The sequence below is a fragment of the Bradyrhizobium sp. NAS80.1 genome (assembly GCF_001908205.1).
Taxonomy (GTDB): domain Bacteria; phylum Pseudomonadota; class Alphaproteobacteria; order Rhizobiales; family Xanthobacteraceae; genus Bradyrhizobium.
Genome location: NZ_LGHL01000085.1, coordinates 1 through 18146, shown reverse-complemented (window position 1 = coordinate 18146; position 18146 = coordinate 1). Strand labels below are relative to the sequence as shown.

The following is an 18146-nucleotide window of genomic DNA, read 5'->3' as shown; positions in this document are numbered from 1 at the left end:
CCGGTTCCACAAGGCGGCCGGACGCCCGAAGTTTCACTCCTGCAATTTCGCCACGGCGTCTTCACTGCCGTCAAGGCGCAACACTCAACTCCGTAGTTTGCCGGGTGAACGCGGCTTTTTCGGACGAACCGCGTCATCATCGCTGCCGTTAACGAGAATGTTATCGGCGGCCTGTGGGTATCCCTCAGACGCGCATGAAAAAGGCGGCCCGCGGGCCGCCTTCTGGATTGCATAGATCAGCCCGACTTACGCGAGCGGCACCGCGACGAACCGTGTCGCATCTGCGCTCTTCACCCGCAACAGCACGCTGTTCTTGCCGGACGACTTGGCCTGCGCCAGCTCGGAGCGGACGTCGCCGACATTGGCGACGGCCTTGCCGCCGACGTTGAGGATGACGTCGCCGGTCTGGATGCCGCGCTGCGCGGCCGGCCCCTGCGGGTCGACTTCGGTGACGACGACACCCTTCTGGCCCGCGCCCTGGACCTCACCGGCCGGCGCCAGGCTGAGGCCGAGGCGCGGCGTGCCGGTGTTCGACTGAGCCTTGCCCTGGTCGGCCTTGGCCTGCCGCTCGTTCGGCAACTCGCCCAGCGCGACCGTCACCGTCTTGCTGTCGCCCTTGTGGACGACGTCGAGCTTCACCGAGGTGCCCGGTGCCAGGGTGGCGATGGTGCGGGCGAGATCGCGGGAGTCCTTGATCGCGGTGCCGTTGACGGCGGTGATCACGTCGCCCGCCTCGATGCCGGCCTTCGCCGCCGGGCTACCGTCCTGCGGATTGTCGACGATTGCGCCGCGCGCCTCTTTGAGGCCGAGGCTGTCGGCGATCTCGGCGGTCACCGGCTGCACCTGTACGCCGAGCCAGCCGCGGGTAACCGCGCCCTTGTCCTTCAGCTGCGCGACGACGAGCTTCGCGGTCGAGGCCGGAATGTCGAAGCCGATGCCGACGGAACCACCCGAGGGCGAGAAGATCGCAGTGTTCACGCCGATCACGTTGCCGTTCATGTCGAAGGCCGGACCGCCGGAATTACCCTTGTTGATGGGCGCGTCGATCTGGATGTAGTCGTCATAGGGACCATTGCCGATGTCGCGGCCGCTGGCCGAGACGATGCCGGCCGTGACGGTGCCGCCGAGGCCGAAGGGATTGCCGACCGCGACGACCCAGTCGCCGATCCGGGGCTTCTGGTCGGAGAATTTGACGAACGGGAAGTCCTTCTTGCCATCGACCTTGATCAGCGCGAGATCGGTCTTCGGATCGGTGCCGACCACCTTCGCGGTGTAGATCGTGCCGTCATCCATGGTCACCTGCACGGATTGGGCGTGATCGACGACGTGGTTGTTGGTCACCGCATAGCCGTCGGCGGAGATGAAGAAGCCGGAGCCCTCACCCGTGACCATCTGGTGACGTTGGCGCGGCATGCCATTCATGCCATTGGGAAGGCGGAAGCCGAACTGCCGCGAGAACTGGTCGAACGGCGTGTCCTCGTCCGAATCCATCCGGTTCTGCTGCATCATCGCGTTCTTGTCGTTGTCCTGGTCGATCTTGACCCGCACCGAGATGACGGCGGGTTTGACCTTCGCGACGAGATCGCCAAAGCCGGTCGGCGTTCCAGCCGCTTCAGCAGCCTGGGCCGGCGCGATGAACGAGGTAACCCCGAGCTGCGAAGAGCCGGGAGCGCCAGCCAGCACGGCCACGCCCAGCGCGGCCACAGTGCCGAGCAGCGCCAGCCGGCGCGGCTTCAGAATCCTGGTAGTGATGTCGGAATTGACGTGATCGTTCATGTCGAAATGTCCATGTTGGTAAGTCGCCCTGCACCCAACATGGCCACTGCCACCTTACGGCGTCCCGTCCGGCTGATTAAATCTTGGCAAGTAAAGGCACTGCCAGAGGCGGCGGGTGAAAGTCGCTGCAGCACATTTGATGCAGCTCAACACAGGTCCCACGGGCGGTGAAAAACTGCAGCTATCGGATGATGTCCATCGGAGGCGCCGCCATGTACAAAGACATTCTCGTTCACATTCCGACCGAGCGACCGATGCGACCCGTGATTGACGGCTCGATCTCGCTGGCAGCGCACTTCAACGCCCATGTCGATGCGGTCGCCGTCGGCTATGTCGCAACCAGCGCAGCTTACGTGGTGGAGGCGGGCGCCGCCGCGGCAGCCGTATTCGAGATGGAACGCGAGCGCGCAGTGGAAAAGGCCGAGGCAGCGCTGGCGGTGTTCAAGAGCGAAGCCACGAAGGCCGGCATTACCTACACGTGCCACCCGCTTGGCGCGATCCCGGTCGATGCAGCCGGCTCGCTCGGCGCGATGGCGCGGCTACACGATCTCAGCATCGTGCTGCAGCCCGATCCGGCGCAAGGTTCATTCGACAACGACGTGCCCGGCGAGATCCTGTTCCAGGCGGGCGGCCCAGTGCTTTTCCTCCCCTATACCTTCCGTGGTGTATTCAAGGCGAAGCGGATCGGCATCTGCTGGGACGGCAGCCGCCTCGCCGCCCGCGCGATGCGCGACGCCGCACCGTTCCTGGCCCGCGCCGAGGAGATCGTGATCATCACGATCAACGAAGCCGACGCCGTTCCCGACGAAATCTCAGCGAGCAATCTTGCAAGACATCTCGGCAGGCGCGGACTCTCCACCCGCACGGTCAGCCTGTCGGCCGCGCGCGCCGATATTCAGCCGACCATCCTGTCGCTGGCCGCCGACGAGAACCTCGACCTGCTGGTGATGGGCGGCTACGGCCATTCCCGATTGCAAGAACGCCTTCTCGGCGGCGTCACCCGGGCCATGCTGGAAGCCATGACGGTTCCGACGATGATGTCGCACTGATCGAAGGATGATCCGCAGCGTACCGATCAGACTCCCTTGTCGTTCGGATTTGCAACCGCCTCCTTAAGGGGTGCCGGCATCGGGAAGTTCAGGTTCACATTTCTGGGCGGAATGGGTTTCGTGAACCATTTCGCGTAGAGTTCCGCGAACTGGCCGTTCTTCATCATCGCAACCAGCGTCTTGTCGACCAGCGCTTTGAACTCCGGATCGCCCTTGCGGATGATCAGCCCGTAAGGCTCGGTACGTAGGCTGTCGTCGATGATCCGCCAATTGTCGGGCGTCTGGCTGTTGGCAATGAGGCCTGCGAGCAGGATGTCGTCCATGACGAAGGCGTCGCTGCGGCCGGTGGTGAGCGCGAGAAAGGATGCGGCGTGGTCCGGGGACAGGACCTGCTTGACAGCAAAATTCTTCTCCTGGCCGCGTGCCAGAAGCAGGATGATCGACGTCGAGCCAGTGGTCAGCGCGACCGGTCTGTCCTTCAGATCCTCGAACGTCCTGACCGGAGCATCCTTTCGGACCACGGCGCGAATGCTCGAAACGAAAATGGTGTCGCTGAAGGCGACCACCTTCTGACGCTCCAAGGTGTTGGTGGCCGGACCGCAGACGATGTCGATGGTCCCGTTCTCGATCAGCGGAATCTGCGTGCTGAGCTGGATCGGCTGCAGCTTGGTCTGAAGCGCAGGGAGCTTCAACTCGACCTTCACCGAATCGACGATCAACGCGCAAAGATCCATCGCGAAGCCGACCGGCTTTTGATTGCTGTCGAGATAGGAAAAGGGGACCGAGACATCCCGGTGGCCGAGGCGGATTTCGCCGGCATCCCGGATCTTGGCCAGCGTCCCGCTGGGAGATTGGGCCTGAGCCGGGGCCGCAACCGCGGTCAGAAACATCAGCGAATACAACAGCCCCTTCATGACCTTGCTCCTGCGGTGGATACAATTTCTCAGTATTTTATACACACGATTGCATAATCCACAAATCGATTTTATACAATCTGGCTGGGCAACCACGACGAGATGCCGCATGAAATCGGGTGAAGTGGCGAAGCAACGGAGTGGGTCCGGTCACGGCTCCACGCCTGACGCCGTTCGCGAGGCGCTGCGGCGCGCGATCAGCGCGGGTGAGCTCGCGCCCGGCATTCAGCTCCGTCAGGACGAACTCGCCGAGAAATTCGGGACCAGCCGCATCCCCGTCAGAGAAGCGCTGCGGCAGCTCGAGGCCGAGGGTTTCGTGACGTTCCTGCCCAACCGGGGAGCGGTCGTCTCGGATCTCTCCATCGACGAGGTCGTTGAGCTGCTCGAAATTCGCATTGCGCTCGAATGCCACGCACTGCGCTTGGCCATCCCGGCCATGGGCGACATCGATCTCGATGATGCCAGGACTATTCTCCGCTCCTACGACGAGGAGCCCGATCCAGAGAAATGGGGCGCCTTCAACTGGCGCTTCCACAAGGCGCTCTACGCCCCCTGCAATCGCCCTCGCCTACTTGCGATGATCGAGGCCAATTACGGCCACGTGAGCCGCTTCACGCGCGCCCTCGTATCCCGCGCCACCGGCAAGGATCGGCCGCAGCGCGAGCATTACGAGCTGCTCGAATATTGCCGCGACGGCGAAGTCGAGAAGGCCGTGCGCCTGCTGCGCGAGCACATTGTGCAGACGCAAAAGACGCTGCGATCGGCACAGCGTCATGCAACACGGGCCGAGACCGACTGATCCGAGGACCGATCGTCCTACCGAGTTGAGGAGAGTACGCTTGAAGACGAACGACGTCGAAATCCTGGTCATTGGCGCAGGTATGGCGGGCCTTGCCACGGCCTACTACCTCGCCGTCGAGCACAAGCGCTCGCGCCTGCTGATCGTCGATGAAGGCCAGCCGATGGCGCTGACGTCGGCGCAATCCGGCGAGAACTACCGCAACTGGTGGCCCCATCCGACCATGGCTGCGTTTACCGACCACAGCACCGACCTGATGGAGGATATCGCGCGCCGCACGGACAATCGCATCCACATGACGCGGCGCGGATATCTTCTCGTGACACGCGAGGAGAAACCTGAAGAGCTGCTGCGGCAGCTGCATGCCGGCTACGGTGCCTCCGCCTCGAAGCTGATCCGTCTCCACGAGGGACCGAACCAGAACTATACGCCGCCGCTGTCGGCAGACTGGCAGACTGCGCCCGACGGCGTCGACGTACTGCTCGGCCGAGATCTCATCCAACGCTACTATCCTGCGTTCGACAAGGAGGTCGCGACCGCGCTTCACATCCGCAGGGCCGGCGACATCAGCGGTCAGCAGCTCGGCCAGTACATGCTTGAGACGATGCGCCCGCTGGGTACGCAATTTCAGCAGGCGCGTGTGGTCGGCATCGCCAAGGCTGACCGGTTCCTGGTTGACGTCATCGCCGACGGCGAGCGCCAGACCATCAAGGCCGACATCATCGTCAATGCAGCGGGCCCCTTTGCCTCGCATGTTTCGGCGATGCATGGCGAAAAACTGCCGATCCAGAATGTCCTTCAGCAGAAGATCGCCTTCGTCGATCGCAATCGCGCGGTAGACCGCAAGATGCCGTTCACGATCGATCTCGACGGCCAGACGCTCGCCTGGTCGGCGGAGGAACGCGAGGCGCTGGCGGCCGCCCCCGAACTGGCCCGGTTGCTGGAACCAATGCCGGGCAGCATTCACTGCCGCCCCGACGGCGGCGATCAGGGTCAATGGATCAAGCTCGGCTGGGCCTTCAACTCGGACCCGTCCGAACCGACCCGCGACCCCGCGCTCAATCCCTATTTCCCGGAAATCGTGCTTCGCGCCGCCAGCCGGCTCCAGCCCGCGCTCAGGCAATATCTCGGTGCCCTGCCGCGCGACCGGGTGCATTACGGCGGCTTCTATCCGATGACGAAGGAGAACTGGCCGCTGATCGGCGCGGCCAGGACGCCGGGCGTGTTCCTGACAGCCGCCTTGTCGGGGTATGGAACGATGTCGGCATGCGCTGCTGGGGATCTTTGCGCGCGGGCCGTGGTCGGCTCGCCCTCGCCTTCCTTCGCAAACGTTCTCTCGCTCGCGCGCTATGAAAACAAGGCGCTCATGGACGAGCTTGAGCGTGCCGAGAGCCGCGGCCTGCTCTGATCGTTAGCGAAACGGATGTCCTCACGCCGCGACGGGGGTTTCCCATGCCGCGGCCGCGACGGCGTCCTCGTCGCGCTGCGCATTGCAGACCTCGAAATGCGCCTTCAGCGCGATCTCGGCGAGATATTCGAAATGTTCAGCCTGGCCGAGAAGTTGCCAGGTCTGGAGAGGCCGGTAGGCCGCCTGCTGACGACAGAGGGACGCCAGCGCGCGGTAGCGACGTACGTTCTCCATGAGACCCTCCCTCGCATCTGCAGGATCTATTGCCCGAATTTGCGTCAAGCCGATGGCGGTTATGCAAAACATTTGCTGCGAGCCCGGCCCGCTTGCCCAGGTTAATTTTCAGGAAACGCGCGGCGGAATTTGGTTCCTATCAATGAACCCGAGCACGGAACTCGCAAAGCTTGCCAAGCGTAGCGGCGCTCGACGTTGATGCCAATCAGATCGAGATACCGTTCGGTCGGCTCGGGCCGGCCACCGGCACCACAGCGTCGTCGCCGCATGTCATCCGTAGTCTACCGGATGAGCGCGCCCTGTTCAGCCCGCACCCGCTGCTCGGAACTATCTTGCAGCTTTGGGCGACGGCCGGCTTCCGCAGCAGCACGAATGGCCGCGATATTGGCGGCATGATCGGCGCTGCTCTTGCCGCGGAATACCGCCGACCCCGCTACCAGCGCGTCTGCGCCCGCTGCGGCAACGGCCGTGGCATTGTCGCGCGTGATGCCGCCATCGACCTCGAGCCGGATCGGCCGGTCGCCGATCATACTTCGAATGCGCCGGATCTTCTCGACCTGGGATTCGAGGAAGGACTGGCCGCCAAAGCCGGGATTGACGGTCATCACCAGCACGAGATCGAGACGATCTCGCACGTATTCAATCGCGCTTTCAGGCGTTGCCGGACACAAGCTCACCCCGGCCTTCTTGCCGAGCGCACGGATCGCCTGAAGCGAGCGGTCGAGATGCGGGCCCGCTTCAGCGTGGACCGTCGGCCCCAGCCTTTGCGAAAGCTTCGAGATAAGGATCGGTCGGAGCGATCATGAGATGCACGTCAAAAATCTTCGCCGTCAGCGGCCGGACCGCCTTGATGACATCAGCGCCAAAGCTGATGTTCGGCACGAAGTGACCATCCATGACATCGCAATGAATCCAGTCGGCTCCGGCTGCGTCGATGGCCGCGATCTCCTCGCCGAGCCGCGCGAAATCCGCCGCCAGGATCGAGGGGGCGATAATGATTTCTCTGGTCATGGTTTTGCACTCCGCACGTCGGCCCCGCCGCTGAAGACGCGGCTTGCGAGGACATCTGCCGGGTCGATCGTCTCGAGATCGGCGACGTCAAGCATGCGGTCGAGATCGGACACCAGGCGATCGGCCTGCCGCAGGCGAATGCGATCGACCGCGTTGCGGACCGAGCGCGCATTGGAGAAGAACGGCTGGGTCCGGCGCAGCGCGATGTATCTTTCGAACGCCTCGCGCGCCGCGGCCGAGAAACGGTAGCCACGCTCCCTGAGCATCAGTTCGGCGATGACAAGCAGCTCGGTTTCCGCATAGTCGGGGAATTCGATGTGGTGGGCGATGCGCGAGCGGAAGCCGGGGTTCGAGGCAAAGAAGCTCGTCATTCGCTCGCCATAGCCGGCGAGGATCACGACGAGGTCTTCGCGCTGGTTCTCCATCACCTGGAGCAGGATCTCGATCGCCTCCTGGCCGTAGTCGCGCTCGTTGTCGGGGCGGTGCAGGTAATAGGCCTCGTCGATGAAGAGAACACCGCCCATCGCCTTCTTCAATATCTCTTTGGTCTTTGGCGCGGTGTGGCCGATATATTGCCCGACGAGATCGTCGCGCGTCACCGAGATCACCTGGCCGCGCCGGACGAAGCCTAGCCCGTGCAGGATTTTGGCCATGCGCAGCGCCACCGTGGTCTTGCCGGTGCCGGGATTGCCGGTGAACGACATGTGCAGCGTTGGTGGCGCGGAGGCCAGCCCCGCACGCTGGCGGATGCGTTCGATCAGCAGCAGCGACGCGATCTGGCGCACGCGGTTCTTGACTGGCCGGAGGCCGATCAGCTCCAGTTCGAGCTGTTGCAGCGTATCCGTGATCCCCGCCGCTTCGGCTTCCTTGCGGAGATCGAAAACGGTCTCGCCGGGCTCAGTGGTCGTTGCGTGGGGGACATCCAGCATGGGCACCTCGAAGAAAAAGGCTTCGCCGCCGGGGGGGAGCGGCGAAGCAGTGGTCCGCCAAGGATGCGGAGCAGGGAGCGCTCCGCGCGGAGGAGGACGACCTAGGTTGACGCGTGCGCGGCCGGCCGGCGCACGGTGGTGTAGCGGATCGCGCGTCCCCCGACCTCCTGTCGCACCAGCTCGAATTCCGCCTCCTGCGGTGGCCGGTTGACGAGGAAGGAGATCCGCACCGATTCCCAGCCATGGCTGGAATCGAAGCCGCTGATGCGGATGTAGCTGTTACCATAGACCCTGCGGCATTCGGCGAGCTCCATCATCACGCCGGCGGCATCCTGGAGATCGAACATCGGCAGGCCCCACATCTCCCAATAGGTGTTGCGGGGATGCGGATCATCGGTGAACTCAATGTTCACCGCCCAGCCCTTGGTCAGGCAATATTGCACCTGCTTGCTGATCTGGTCGTCGGTAAGGTCAGGCAGGTATGAGAAGCAGCCTTGAGTCATCTTCATGTTGAAACTCCTCAGACGGTTTCGAGCGCGGTCGGCACGAAGTCCGGCGTGTCGGTGGATTGATAGTTGAAGGTGACGTCCTTCCAGACATCCAGCGCGGCCTTCAGCGGCGTGCAGGTCTGAGCCGCTCTGGCCAGGATCTCCGGCCCTTCGTGCACGTAGTCGCGGCCCTCGTTGCGAGCGAGGATCATCGCTTCCAGCGCCACGCGATTGGCGGTCGCGCCGGCGGCGATGCCCATGGGATGACCGATCGTGCCGCCGCCGAATTGCAGCACGACGTCTTCGCCCAGGAGATCGAGCAACTGGTGCATCTGGCCGGCATGGATGCCGCCGGAGGCGACCGGCATCATCTTGTTCAAGCTCGCCCAGGACTGGTCGAAGAACAGGCCATGCTCGAGCTTGGTCGGGTTGAAGTCCTCGCGGCAGACATCGTAATAGCCGCGCGTGGTATTGGGATCGCCTTCGAGCTTGCCGACCACGGTCCCGGCATGGATATGATCGACGCCGGCGAGCCGCATCCACTTCGCGATGACGCGGAACGAGACGCCGTGGCTCTTCTGCCGCGTGTAGGTTGAGTGACCGGCGCGATGCAGATGCAGGATCATGTCGTTGCGGCGCGCCCATTTGGCCATCGACTGGATCGCGGTGTACCCGATCACGAGGTCGATCATGACGATGACCGAGCCGAGCTCCTTGGCGAACTCCGCGCGCTCGTACATGTCCTCCATAGTGGCGGCGGTGATGTTCAGGTAGGTGCCCTTCACCTCGCCGGAAGCCGCCTGCGCGCGGTTCACGGCTTCCATGCAGTAGAGAAAGCGATCGCGCCAATGCATGAACGGCTGCGAGTTGATGTTCTCGTCGTCCTTGGTGAAGTCGAGCCCGCCCTTGAGCGCCTCGTAAACGACGCGGCCGTAGTTCCGCCCCGAAAGCCCGAGCTTCGGCTTCACGGTTGCGCCCAGCAGCGGCCGGCCGAACTTGTCGAGCCGCTCGCGCTCGACCACGATGCCGGTCGCAGGTCCCTGAAACGTCTTCACATAGGCGACCGGGAAGCGCATGTCTTCCAGGCGCAGCGCCTTCAGCGGCTTGAAGCCGAACACGTTACCGATGATCGAGGCCGAAAGGTTCGCGATCGAGCCGGGCTCGAACAGGTCGAGATCATAGGCGATGTAGGCGAAATACGAGCCCGGCGTGCCCGGCACCGGATCGACGCGATAGCATTTCGCGCGATATTTCTCCGCGGCGGTCAGGCGATCGGTCCACACCACCGTCCAGGTCGCGGTCGAGGATTCGCCGGCGACTGCGGCCGACGCTTCGATCGGGTCGACACCCTCCTGCGGCGTCACGCGGAACAGCGCTATGACATCGGTATCCTTCGGCACATAGTCGGGCTCCCAATAGCCCATGCGCTTGTATTCCATCACGCCGGATCGATAGCGCTCTTTGCCGCGGACGGTTCCTGCATGTGCATTCATGGCTCTCTCCTGCTCTTCTCTCTCTGAATGACTAGGCGGCGACTGGCTCGCAGGCGCCGATGCGCGGGTCGAGCTCGCCGGCGCGATAGCGCCGCGCCATCTCGCTCAATGGAACGACCTTGATCTTGCTGGCGTGGCCCGCGGTTGCGAACTGTTCGAAACGGTCGCGGCAGAGTTCGCGCATCGCATCCATCGCGGGTTTGAGGAATTTGCGCGGGTCGAACTCGTTGCGACTTTGGGCAGCGACCTTGCGGAACACCGCGGTCATCGCGAGGCGGCAGTCGGTATCGATGTTGACCTTGCGCACGCCGCTTCGGATGCCACGGACAATCTCCTCGACCGGCACGCCCCAGGTTTGCGGCATCTCGCCGCCGAACTGGTTGAACATGTCCTGGAGCGGCTGCGGCACCGAGGAGGAGCCGTGCATGACAAGATGCGTATTCGGCAGCCGGCGGTGGATCTCCTCGACCACCCGCATCGCCAGGATGTCACCATCCGGCTTGCGGCTGAACTTGTAGGCGCCGTGCGAGGTGCCCATCGCGATCGCGAGCGCATCGACCTTTGTAGCGCGGACGAAGTCGACCGCCTGGTCGGGATTGGTCAGCAACTGGTCGTGGCTGACCGTGCCCTCGACGCCGTGGCCGTCCTCCTGTTCGCCGCCACCGTGCTCGAGCGAGCCGAGCACGCCGAGTTCGCCTTCGACGGAGGCGCCGACCCAATGGGCGAGGTCGACGACGCGGCGGGTGATCGCGACGTTGTAGTCGTAATCGGCGGCCGTCTTGGCGTCGGCCTTGAGCGAGCCGTCCATCATCACCGAAGTGAAGCCATGGGCAATGGCGGAGGCGCAGGTCGCTTCGTCATTTCCGTGGTCCTGGTGCATGCAGAGCGGGATGTCGGGATAGGTCCGCTCCAGCGCGTCGATCATATGCGAGAGCATGAGATCTCCGGCATAGCTGCGCGCGCCGCGTGAGGCCTGGATGATTACAGGCGCGTCGACCTCGGCCGCCGCCTGCATGATCGCGATCCCCTGCTCCATGTTGTTGATGTTGAACGCCGGCACCGCGTAGCCGTGTTGAGCTGCGTGATCGAGCAGTTGGCGAAGGGTGATACGGGCCACGAAGATTCCTCCTGTTATTGCTTGGCTGCGCGAGCGATCGCCCGCCGGGCGGCTTCCGCAGTGCTTTGTGGCGTGATGCCGAATTCGCGGTAGAGCACGGGCGCAGGCGCCGAGGCGCCGAAGCCGCGCATGCCGACGAATTCGCCGTCGGCACCGATCCAGCGCGGCCAATCGCCAAGCACGGCCGCCTCGATGCCGACGCGCGGCGCGGTGCCGAGTACGCTGGCGCGGTAGTCTTCCGGCTGCTCCTCGAACAGCGCGAAGCAGGGCGCGGAGACCACGGCCGCACGAACGTGTTCGGTCGCGAGCAGGCGCGCGGCCTCCAGCGCAATCGATACTTCCGAGCCGGTTGCCATCAATGACACGTCGCGGCCGCCGTCCGGCGAGACGACGAGATAGGCTCCACGCGCGACGCGGTTCTTGCCGCGCGCATCGCTGCGAAAGGTCGGCAGGGCCTGGCGCGACAAGCACAGAACGGAGGGACGATCCTTGGCTTCGAGCGCACAGTCCCAGGCCTCCAATGTCTCGACCGCGTCGGCGGGGCGGAACACGAGGAGGTTCGGAATGACGCGCAGCGCGGCGAGATGCTCAACCGGCTGATGCGTCGGACCGTCCTCGCCGAGGCCGATGGAGTCGTGGGTCATCAAATGAATGACCCGCAGCCGCATCAGGGCCGCGAGGCGGATCGCCGGCCGGCTGTAGTCGGAGAAGGCGAGGAAGGTGCCGCCATAGGGAATGAAGCCGCCGTGCAGCGCGAGGCCATTCATTGCTGCGGCCATGCCGTGCTCGCGGATACCGTAATGAATGTAGTCGCCGGCGAAAGCGTCGCGCCTGACGGGTCTCTGTGCCTTGGCTTGCGTCAGGTTCGAATGCGTGAGGTCGGCGGAGCCGCCGACAAATCCGGGGATCGTTCCGGCAATGCCGTCGAGCACCTGCTGCGAAGCCTGCCGCGTCGCGAGTTTCGGACGCTCGGTGGCAAAGCGCTCGCGCAATTTCGCCGAGGCCTGGGCATAGGCGTCCGGCAGGGCAACGGCCTTGCCCTCGATGAACAGGTCGCGCTGCCCGGGCGTCGCGCATTCGTAACGATCAAGCCAGGCGAGACGCTCGACCTGTCCGCGTTGCCCAATCATCCGCCACGCCTTGAGGATCGGGATCGGCACCACGAAGGGCTGGTAATCCCAGCCGAGCGTTCGGCGAGCCGCTGCCGTCTGCTCGGTGCCGAGCGGCGCGCCATGCGCCTTCTCGGTGCCCTGGCGGTCGGGCGCGCCATAGCCGATGATGGTGCGGCAAGCGATCAACGACGGCTTTGCGGTCTCCCGTTCCTCCGCAATCGCCTGCGCGACTGCTTCGGGATCATGCCCGTCGACCCGACGCACCGACCAGCCGGAAGCCGCGAAACGTGCGAGCTGGTCATCGGAAGTCGCCAGCGACGTCGGCCCATCGATAGAGATGCCATTGTCGTCGAACAGTACGATCAGGCGGCCGAGCTGAAGATGGCCCGCGAGGGAGATCGCCTCCTGGCTGATGCCTTCCATCAAGCAGCCGTCGCCGGCGATCACATAGGTGAAGTGGTCAACAAGGCCATCGCCATGCCGGGCATTGGCCATACGCTCGGCGAGCGCCATGCCGACTGCGGTCGCAATCCCCTGCCCCAGCGGTCCCGTCGTCGTCTCCACGCCCGGCGTGTGGCCATATTCGGGATGGCCCGGTGTCTTCGAGCCCCATTGCCGGAACGCCTTGATGTCATCGAGGCTGACATCGCCGCCGGTCAGATGCAGCAGCGCATAGAGCAGCATCGAGCCATGGCCTGCCGACAGCACGAAGCGGTCGCGGTCCGGCCAATTGGGATGAGCCGAGTCGAATTTCAGGAAACGCGAGAACAGCACGGTCGCAACATCGGCCATGCCCATGGGCAGTCCGGGATGGCCGGACTGCGAGGTCTCGATGGCATCGACCGCAAGGAAGCGGACGGCGTTGGCGAGATCATTGTGCGTGACCGCCGTGAGGTCGGCTTCAGCGTGAACTGAGATGTTCATCAGACCCTCCCGTTGTTGAAGTTGCGGATCATTTCAGGCTCCGCTTGCGCTCGATGAGCTGCATGATCAGCGGCGTCAGAATGAGTTGCATCGCGAGATCGAGCTTCGAGCCCGGACAAACGATCGAATTTGCGCGCGACATGAAGCTGTGCGGCAGCATCGAGAGCAAATAGGGGAAGTCGATGCCGCGCGGATTCTTGAAGCGGATCACGACCATCGATTCGTCTGGCGTCGGGATCCAGCGCGCGATGAACGGATTGGAGGTGTCCACCGTCGGCACGCGCTGGAAGTTGATGTCGGTCTCGGTGAACTGCGGGCAGATGTAGTGGATGTAGTCCGGCATCCGCCGCAGAATGGTATCGGTGACGGCCTCGGTCGAATAGCCGCGCGCGCTGCGGTCGCGGTGCAGCTTCTGGATCCATTCAAGATTGATTACGGGCACGACACCGATCTTGAGGTCGGCATAGCGCGCGACGTTGACCTTGTCGGTGACCACCGCGCCGTGCAAGCCTTCGTAGAACAACAGGTCGGAATTCTCCGGCAGTCGCTCCCATTCGGTGAAGGTGCCTGGAGCCACGCCGTGCAGCGTCGATTCTTCGGCATCATGGACATAATGCCGCGTCACTGCCGTGCCGGTCTCGCCATAGTCGCGGAAGGCCCGCTCCAGCTCCTCGAACAGATTGGTCTCGGGGCTGAAATGGCTGAAATGCTTGTTGCCGCGCTCGGCCTCCTTCGCCATCTGCGTGCGCATTTCGGCACGGTCATAGCGATGGAACGCATCGCCCTCGATGTAGACGGCGTTGACGCGCTCACGGAAGAAGATCTGCTCAAAGGTCTTCTTGACCGAGGTGGTGCCGGCGCCGGAGGAGCCGGTGATGGAGATGATCGGATGCTTCCTGGACATGGGACACCTCATTCACAGCCGGAAGAAGCCGCGTCGCGCGAACAGCGGCGCGGAAACGCTCGCCACCAGCAGCGGATCGCAATGCAATTCATCGACGCGGCGAACTTCGTTGCTCGAGCCCATGATCAGAGGCACGCGCTGATGCAGGCTCTGGGCTGCGAGGTCGAGGATTCGCTCGCGCCCGGTCGAGGCCGAACCGCCGGCCTGCTCGATGAGCATCGCCATCGGATGCGCTTCGTAGGTGAGGCGCAGGCGGCCCTCGCCATAGCCGGGGCGTGCGTCGGATGGATAGAGAAACACGCCGCCGTGGGTAAGGATGCGATAGGCTTCTGCAACCAGCGAGCCGATCCAGCGCATGTTGAAATTGTGGTTGGCGGGCCCTTCGACGCCGGCGAGGCATTCGTCGATGAAGGCGCGCACCGGCGGATCCCAGTGACGGCGGTTGGAGGCGTTGATCGCGAACTCCTCGCCCGTCTCGGATATCTGCACAGTGCTGCGCGCGAGGCGGAAGCAACCCGCCTTGCGGTCAAGCGTGAAGATGTCGACGCCATCGCCAAGCGTCAGCACCAGGGAGGTCTGGGGACCGTAGGTGACGAACCCCGCGGCAAGCTGCGCCGAGCCACGCTGATAGAAGGCGAGAGCGAGATCGTCCGGCGCGGGCAGGATCGAGAAGATCGTGCCGACAGTCATGTTGATGTCGATATTGGAGGAGCCGTCGAGCGGATCGAACGCAACGCAGATCTTCGCCTCGCGGTCGCCGATCTGCGGCTCGCGCATCTCCTCCGATGCCAACGCCGCGATCGGCGATCTGGTGAGACAGCGGCGCAGGATCGCATCCGCCTGTACGTCGAGATCGCGCTGAAGATCGCCGTCGCTGTTGCGGCCGGTGGTCAGCCCCGACGCGTCCGCGAGATCTCCACTGCCGATGAGGTCGGCGATCTCGATCGCCGCCGTGGCAATGGCATCCACTGCGGCCGCCACGGCCAGCGCATGGGGCGCGGTCTCGGAATACCTTTGAAGGTGATCTTCCAGTCTGAGTTGCCCGGTCATCTGCGTCCATCCCTTTGCTGAAGCCGCATCCAGTTCGCTCCCCGTTGGAGGTCGGTGCGGTCAGTCCCAGCACGATGAGATTGACAGGGCCGGCTTAATAAGGAAAATTTCTAATCATAATGAGTGCCAAAGAATTTCCTTATAATGGCTCCGGCCATGCGGCGACCCAGCTCCGGCATCTGACGATCCGGCAGCTCCGCTCACTCGCGGCGCTTTCCGCCAAGGGCAGCGTCACGGCCGCCTCAGGCCATCTCGGCCTGACCCAGCCGGCCGTCACGCAGCAGCTGCGGCAGCTTCAGGATCTCGCCGGCTTGCCGCTGGTGCAGCGGACCGGTGACGGCATGCTGCTGACCGAGGCGGGCAAGGAAGTGCTGACACTCGCCGAACGCGTCGAGGCCGCGATCATGGATTGCCAGGGCGCGATCGACCTGCTTGCGGGGCGCACCGGCGGCACAGTGCATCTCGGCGCGGTCTCGACCGCGAAATACTTCGTGCCGCACGCGATCGCGGCGTTCTCGAAGCGGTATCCGAAGATCGAGATCAAGCTCACCATCGGCAACCGCGAGGACATCCGCGAGGCCATGCACGGTTACGACCTCGATTTCGCGGTGATGGGTCGGCCACCGGCCGACGTCAGTGTCGACGTGCGTCAGCTCGGGCGCAATCCGCACATCATCGTTGCCCGCAAGGGACACTGGCTGGAGAAGGATTCCGGCCTCAGCCTGACCGACCTCGTGCATGAGACCTTCCTCACCCGCGAGCCGGGATCAGGCACGCGCACGCTGATGGAAGGCATGTTCCAGAGGTCCGATCTCGAGCCGATCATCGGCATGGAGATGAGCAGCAACGAGACCATCAAGCAGGCTGTCATCGCCGGGCTCGGCGTCGCCTTCATCTCGGCCCACACGGTCGCGCACGAGCTCGCCGAAGGCCGCCTCGTCGTGCTCGATGTCGCCGGCCTGCCGATCGTCCGGCAATGGTACGTGATCCGCCGCAGCGACAAGGTGCTGCTACCGCCGGCGCAGGCGATGTTCGATTTTCTCGGCTCGGAGGGCTCGAATTATCTGCCCGATGTGCCGGAACTCGGCGGGCGATAGCTGGCTGACGCTCAGCTCATCAGCTTCATGGCGATGGTCGCCGCCAGAACGACGATGATCTGGAGCAGACGCTCCGTCGTGAAGATGCGGTTCAAGGTGGTCATCGCTCGCCCCGGCCGACGTGAAGGATCTAGATCGGTCGGGTTGCTAGCATAGACAGCCGCCGGGGTAACCCCGTGGTTGCCACGTGCGCTCGATGCCGGGGTCTACGCCGCCGCGCGCGCGGCAAAATAGGTTTCCAGCTCCGACAAAGCCCGCGCTTCCCAATCCCTCGCCTGCTCCAAGAGCGACCAGCTCTGGCCCGGGCGGAATGCAGCGGTCTGGCGATAGAGCGATGCGATTCCGCGGTAGCGGCGCACGTTCTCCAAGATGGCCTGGCCGTTCATGTCCAAAAACTCCCTCGTCATTCCCGGGAGAGAAACTGCGGCCAAATCTTTTTCGAAAAGTTAGCGGCGCGCGGCAAACGCGCGGATGGTTGCCGGACTGTTGCGCGAGCGCAACGCGTCCCTCCCGCTCGAGGCTCGTTTATTGCGAATTCGTTGCCGCGCTCTCGCCCGACGGCTCGAATCCGCCGCGGCGGTTGATCGTCATCGTCTCGCGGCAGAGATCGGCAAGGCCGATCAGCAGCACGGCGAGCAGGAAGAACAGGTTGATGGAATCCGCATCGGCGCTGGTCAACGGGCTCACCTCGAAGAAGGGCGGCATGAAGGCCCACCACACCAGCGGAATCGTGAGCAGCGCAGCGAACGCCGCCGCCGGTGCGCCTGCGAGAACGCCGACGATGAAGATGTTGGGCACAAACGTCGCGAAATAGAGCTTTGCGCCGAGAGCGACGCAGACGCCTTGAAGCGCAGCCGACGCTGCGACGACGACAAATCCGAGCAGAAATGCCTGCCACGACCATGGCCGTACTCGCGGTACGCAATCCAGTCCCGCACGCCTCATAGGGCCTCCCCTGCCGCCTGTTAGCCAGGTCCGGTTGCGACCAAAGTACTACAGGGGCCGGGAAATCGCGAGGCGGAAATTGCACGGCCCGGGGCTTGGCTTCCAGGACTTGGCATCAAAGGCTTGGTAAACGGCCGCGGCGCACAATCGTGCCGCTATTCAGTGGCCGCTGCGGTTCTCGACGAGATCGCCGAGCGGCACGATCAGCAGCAGCCCCACGCCGTAGCCGATCTTAAGGCTCGCCAGATAGATAGCAACACCATCAACTCTCGTGTCCCGGACGCGCTGCGGCACCGAAAGCGCGTTTACGCGCGTCTCGACGCGCTATGGTGACGCTGCGCAGAGCCGGGACCCAGATGACGACACGGCGAAGGTGCGGCGACATGGGCCCCGGGCTCTGCAGCGCACCGCCCGCTGGACGATGCTTCGCATCGCCAGGATGGCGCTGCGCTGCGTCCGGGGCACGAGCGGGAGTTTGTCGCGCACAGTCACCGCGTCGTCATTGCGAGCCAAGCGAAGCAATCCAGAGTCTTTCCGCGGAGAGAATCTGGAGTTGCCTCGCTGCGCTCGCAATGACGGAGTATGAGGCAGCATATCGCGATCCTCCAATGCGCAGCACTCGTAGGATGGGTAGAGCGAAGCGAAACCCATCAACGCTTTCCTCGACGCGGATGCAGGGTTTCGCAAGTGCTCTACCCATCCTACGGCTTTGCAGACACACCTTCGCATCCCCGCGGCGTATTTCGCCCGAGCTCTGCTCCGTCGCTCCCCCTCTCAATCAAGAGCAACTGTGCCGGAAGTAGACCGCTGACCGGCCGGGCTCAAGGCTGGCGCTGGCGCGCCCCCGCCTTCGGCGGCTGACGGCCTTGACCCCCATCCGCTCACCGGTCTGTTGG

17 protein-coding genes and 1 pseudogene are annotated in these 18146 nt (G+C 64.0%); 4 read left to right on the top strand and 14 right to left on the bottom strand.

The genetic code is table 11. The annotated features are described in order from the left end of the window. Positions 1-246 precede the first annotated feature (246 nt). Positions 247-1776: a Do family serine endopeptidase gene (locus AC629_RS20050; RefSeq protein ID WP_084806747.1), complete on the bottom strand. Its 1530-nt coding sequence runs from the start codon at positions 1774-1776 to the stop codon at positions 247-249. Positions 1777-1988: 212 nt separating this feature from the next. On the opposite strand from AC629_RS20050, the gene AC629_RS20045 reads away from it, so the two are divergent. Further along, on the top strand, positions 1989-2825 hold the full coding sequence (locus tag AC629_RS20045; RefSeq protein WP_084806798.1) for a universal stress protein: 837 nt from the start codon (positions 1989-1991) through the stop codon (positions 2823-2825). A 26-nt stretch (positions 2826-2851) separates the two neighbouring features. Here AC629_RS20045 and AC629_RS20040 read toward each other — a convergent pair whose 3' ends face one another. Beyond that, on the bottom strand, positions 2852-3739 hold the full coding sequence (locus tag AC629_RS20040; RefSeq protein WP_084806746.1) for a transporter substrate-binding domain-containing protein: 888 nt from the start codon (positions 3737-3739) through the stop codon (positions 2852-2854). Positions 3740-3848: 109 nt separating this feature from the next. Here AC629_RS20040 and AC629_RS20035 point away from each other — a divergent pair, with 109 nt between their 5' ends. Both AC629_RS20035 and AC629_RS20030 read left to right on the top strand, forming a co-directional pair. Further along, complete coding sequence (locus AC629_RS20035; RefSeq protein ID WP_084806745.1) at positions 3849-4538, top strand: GntR family transcriptional regulator; 690 nt, start codon at positions 3849-3851, stop codon at positions 4536-4538. Positions 4539-4578: 40 nt separating this feature from the next. Beyond that, positions 4579-5946, top strand: a complete 1368-nt coding sequence (locus tag AC629_RS20030; RefSeq protein WP_084806744.1) for an NAD(P)/FAD-dependent oxidoreductase — start codon at positions 4579-4581, stop codon at positions 5944-5946. Positions 5947-5967: 21 nt separating this feature from the next. Here the strand turns inward: AC629_RS20030 and AC629_RS20025 are convergent, their stop codons facing one another. From AC629_RS20025 to AC629_RS19985, 9 genes and pseudogenes are all read right to left on the bottom strand, one after another. Then, complete coding sequence (locus AC629_RS20025; RefSeq protein ID WP_084806743.1) at positions 5968-6180, bottom strand: hypothetical protein; 213 nt, start codon at positions 6178-6180, stop codon at positions 5968-5970. Between the two features lie 281 nt (positions 6181-6461). Beyond that, positions 6462-7191: pseudogene (gene rpe / locus AC629_RS20020) on the bottom strand (ribulose-phosphate 3-epimerase). Next, positions 7188-8120 carry a CbbX protein gene (gene cbbX / locus AC629_RS20015; RefSeq protein WP_084806742.1) on the bottom strand — a complete coding sequence of 311 codons (933 nt, stop codon included), beginning with the start codon at positions 8118-8120 and terminating at the stop codon, positions 7188-7190. The pseudogene rpe and the gene cbbX overlap by 4 nt, the downstream one beginning before the upstream one ends. A 101-nt stretch (positions 8121-8221) precedes the next feature. Continuing rightward, complete coding sequence (locus AC629_RS20010) at positions 8222-8629, bottom strand: ribulose bisphosphate carboxylase small subunit (protein ID WP_084806741.1); 408 nt, start codon at positions 8627-8629, stop codon at positions 8222-8224. An 11-nt stretch (positions 8630-8640) separates the two neighbouring features. After that, entirely contained in the window at positions 8641-10101 is a 1461-nt protein-coding gene (locus AC629_RS20005) for a form I ribulose bisphosphate carboxylase large subunit (protein WP_084806740.1), read from the bottom strand. Positions 10102-10132: 31 nt separating this feature from the next. After that, entirely contained in the window at positions 10133-11218 is a 1086-nt protein-coding gene (gene fba, locus AC629_RS20000) for a class II fructose-bisphosphate aldolase (RefSeq protein WP_084806739.1), read from the bottom strand. A 14-nt stretch (positions 11219-11232) separates the two neighbouring features. Next, a complete protein-coding gene (gene tkt / locus AC629_RS19995; RefSeq protein ID WP_084806738.1) occupies positions 11233-13254 on the bottom strand; it encodes a transketolase in 2022 nt (673 codons plus the stop codon). Between the two features lie 28 nt (positions 13255-13282). Further along, on the bottom strand, positions 13283-14158 hold the full coding sequence (locus AC629_RS19990) for a phosphoribulokinase (RefSeq protein ID WP_084806737.1): 876 nt from the start codon (positions 14156-14158) through the stop codon (positions 13283-13285). A 12-nt stretch (positions 14159-14170) separates the two neighbouring features. Beyond that, positions 14171-15208, bottom strand: a complete 1038-nt coding sequence (locus AC629_RS19985) for a class 1 fructose-bisphosphatase (RefSeq protein WP_084806736.1) — start codon at positions 15206-15208, stop codon at positions 14171-14173. A 119-nt stretch (positions 15209-15327) separates the two neighbouring features. Here AC629_RS19985 and AC629_RS19980 point away from each other — a divergent pair, with 119 nt between their 5' ends. Beyond that, positions 15328-16305: a LysR family transcriptional regulator gene (locus AC629_RS19980; protein WP_084806735.1), complete on the top strand. Its 978-nt coding sequence runs from the start codon at positions 15328-15330 to the stop codon at positions 16303-16305. A gap of 206 nt (positions 16306-16511) precedes the next feature. Here the strand turns inward: AC629_RS19980 and AC629_RS19975 are convergent, their stop codons facing one another. The 3 genes from AC629_RS19975 to AC629_RS49875 all read right to left on the bottom strand — a co-directional run bounded on the left by AC629_RS19975 (position 16512) and on the right by AC629_RS49875 (position 17544). Continuing rightward, a complete protein-coding gene (locus tag AC629_RS19975; RefSeq protein WP_074123789.1) occupies positions 16512-16691 on the bottom strand; it encodes a hypothetical protein in 180 nt (59 codons plus the stop codon). Between the two features lie 139 nt (positions 16692-16830). Next, positions 16831-17250 carry a DUF4118 domain-containing protein gene (locus tag AC629_RS19970; protein WP_084806734.1) on the bottom strand — a complete coding sequence of 140 codons (420 nt, stop codon included), beginning with the start codon at positions 17248-17250 and terminating at the stop codon, positions 16831-16833. Positions 17251-17409: 159 nt separating this feature from the next. Next, complete coding sequence (locus AC629_RS49875; protein WP_283847132.1) at positions 17410-17544, bottom strand: hypothetical protein; 135 nt, start codon at positions 17542-17544, stop codon at positions 17410-17412. Between the last annotated feature and the right edge of the window lie 602 nt (positions 17545-18146).

Bases quoted from the DNA above. Each gene is read 5' to 3' on its own strand.
- AC629_RS19970 (WP_084806734.1), bottom strand. From the start codon at position 17,250: ATGAGGCGTGCGGGACTGGATTGCGTACCGCGAGTACGGCCATGGTCG.
- AC629_RS20010 (WP_084806741.1), bottom strand. From the start codon at position 8,629: ATGAAGATGACTCAAGGCTGCTTCTCATACCTGCCTGACCTTACCGAC.
- AC629_RS20005 (WP_084806740.1), bottom strand. From the start codon at position 10,101: ATGAATGCACATGCAGGAACCGTCCGCGGCAAAGAGCGCTATCGATCC.
- AC629_RS20050 (WP_084806747.1), bottom strand. From the start codon at position 1,776: ATGAACGATCACGTCAATTCCGACATCACTACCAGGATTCTGAAGCCG.
- AC629_RS20045 (WP_084806798.1), top strand. From the start codon at position 1,989: ATGTACAAAGACATTCTCGTTCACATTCCGACCGAGCGACCGATGCGA.
- AC629_RS19980 (WP_084806735.1), top strand. From the start codon at position 15,328: ATGAGTGCCAAAGAATTTCCTTATAATGGCTCCGGCCATGCGGCGACC.
- AC629_RS20040 (WP_084806746.1), bottom strand. From the start codon at position 3,739: ATGAAGGGGCTGTTGTATTCGCTGATGTTTCTGACCGCGGTTGCGGCC.
- AC629_RS20035 (WP_084806745.1), top strand. From the start codon at position 3,849: ATGAAATCGGGTGAAGTGGCGAAGCAACGGAGTGGGTCCGGTCACGGC.
- tkt (WP_084806738.1), bottom strand. From the start codon at position 13,254: ATGAACATCTCAGTTCACGCTGAAGCCGACCTCACGGCGGTCACGCAC.
- cbbX (WP_084806742.1), bottom strand. From the start codon at position 8,120: ATGCTGGATGTCCCCCACGCAACGACCACTGAGCCCGGCGAGACCGTT.
- AC629_RS19975 (WP_074123789.1), bottom strand. From the start codon at position 16,691: ATGAACGGCCAGGCCATCTTGGAGAACGTGCGCCGCTACCGCGGAATC.
- AC629_RS20025 (WP_084806743.1), bottom strand. From the start codon at position 6,180: ATGGAGAACGTACGTCGCTACCGCGCGCTGGCGTCCCTCTGTCGTCAG.
- AC629_RS19990 (WP_084806737.1), bottom strand. From the start codon at position 14,158: ATGTCCAGGAAGCATCCGATCATCTCCATCACCGGCTCCTCCGGCGCC.
- AC629_RS19985 (WP_084806736.1), bottom strand. From the start codon at position 15,208: ATGACCGGGCAACTCAGACTGGAAGATCACCTTCAAAGGTATTCCGAG.